This window comes from Brevibacillus fortis (assembly GCF_003013395.1).
Classification (GTDB): domain Bacteria; phylum Bacillota; class Bacilli; order Brevibacillales; family Brevibacillaceae; genus Brevibacillus; species Brevibacillus fortis.
Genome location: NZ_PXZM01000060.1, coordinates 1 through 1668, shown reverse-complemented (window position 1 = coordinate 1668; position 1668 = coordinate 1). Strand labels below are relative to the sequence as shown.

The following is a 1668-nucleotide window of genomic DNA, read 5'->3' as shown; positions in this document are numbered from 1 at the left end:
ATATTTTACAGACTCCATTTTTATAAGAGGTGGAGGCTCTGAATTAATATCATTAACGACGACTTTCATTAAAGTATTTAGGCGGATCAAAAGATAATACCCATTAAAATTTGGAAGCAACACATTTTACTACCTGATAGTTTCTAAATAATTTAATTGATGATGTTAAAAGAATTTATTATTTTGTCCGTTGTTGTGGAATATTTGTCAAGATCTCCCTCTAAGCATGTAAATCCTATTACGTACCCCGTTTTACCTTTAAACACAACAGTCATTTGATGCGATAAATCTACATTATCTCGCTTTTCTTTTAAAAGTATCTGAATTGCTGGAAGCTCATTTATTGTTAAGTTGGAAGTATTAAGAACCTCAATACCTGGTGTCTGCTTCTTAATAGTCTCAATCATTCATCTTTATAGTTTTCCATAGGAGATATTGCTTCCGCTGGCAATGCAAACGCCTTTACAGTTATATTTTCTGTATAAACGTCTTGTTCACTCTCCTTTGGAGAATTAAACAGAACAGTTGCATTTTTTTGCATCGTATCAATAGTCCAGTCTTTTGGATATGAAATAGTGAATTTATTAGTTTTATCTTCGTATTTTAGAAATTCACTCGTCTCTTCTGCTATTTTTGTTTGGGAACAGCCTAACAGTAAACTCACCACAAAAAAACTTTGTATTAAGCTTCTTAGATGACGTGGTATATCCATACTCTTCCTCCATAAAGCAACTTTAGTTATTATTCCTTACTCTAAAAACAGAAGGTGCTACTATTTCTTCTTATTATCTTAATGTACCACCTTGAGTTTATAAATCGTTAGCCTTTTCTTTTAGATTTCCAGCCGCAATGTCTCTTTCATTCTCTTTTCGAATTTGTCCATTTTTTAACTCGATCTATACTCGTTTCTTTACTTATGTTCCCACCCTTGCCAATAGAGAGTCTCTTGCCATATCTAGGGTCCTTGCCTGGATGAACATTGTGTTCAACATTCATAATTATTTTGTATCAAAAAAGTAATCCGCGGTCCAATGCTCGGTAACGAATCGCTTCAGCTACATGTGCTACCTCTACGTTGGAAGCGCCATCCAAATCAGCGATAGTTCTTGCTACTTTGACTATCCTGTCGTAAGCTCGGGCACTTAAACCGAGAGTCTCGAAAGCTAATTGCAGCATCTCCTGTCCTTCTTTGTCCAGCTGGGCGAATTGTCGAAGCTCTTCACCATTCATCACACTATTAAAAGGACATCCTGGACGATAGTGGTATCTTTCACATTGAACAGCCCTCGCTTGTTCTACTCGCTGCTGAATGTCTTTTGAGGATTCCTCTGCTTTTCTGTTGTGAAGAAGTTGAACTGGTACTCTCGGCACCTCGATGTGCAGATCGATACGATCTAGCAAGGGACCTGAGAGCTTTGAGCGGTATTTGTAGATTTGTTGAGGAGAACATGAGCAGGTTTGCTTCTCTCGAGTACCGAAGAATCCACAAGGGCAAGGATTACACGAACCGATTAACAGAATCCGAGCAGGGAAGGTAAAAACCTGCTTAGATCGCCCAATCGTGACAACTCCTGATTCCAGCGGCTGGCGTAGTACCTCTAATACATGCCTTGAAAACTCGGGCATCTCATCCAGGAAGAGTATCCCACCGTGAGACAAGCTGCACTC

General features: G+C 38.7%; 2 protein-coding genes. Both read right to left on the bottom strand.

Annotation, left to right across the window (positions count from 1 at the left end; translation table 11 throughout):
• Nucleotides 1–403 precede the first annotated feature (403 nt).
• Entirely contained in the window at nucleotides 404–712 is a 309-nt protein-coding gene (locus C7R93_RS28655) for a PsbP-related protein (protein ID WP_106841977.1), read from the bottom strand.
• A gap of 296 nt (nucleotides 713–1008) precedes the next feature.
• Nucleotides 1009–1668, bottom strand: a 660-nt coding sequence (locus C7R93_RS28650) for an ATP-binding protein (RefSeq protein ID WP_146142446.1), incomplete at its 5' end; no start/stop codon positions are given.

Excerpts from the sequence above, each read along its gene's own strand:
- C7R93_RS28655 (WP_106841977.1), bottom strand. The coding sequence starts at position 712 with ATGGATATACCACGTCATCTAAGAAGCTTAATACAAAGTTTTTTTGTG.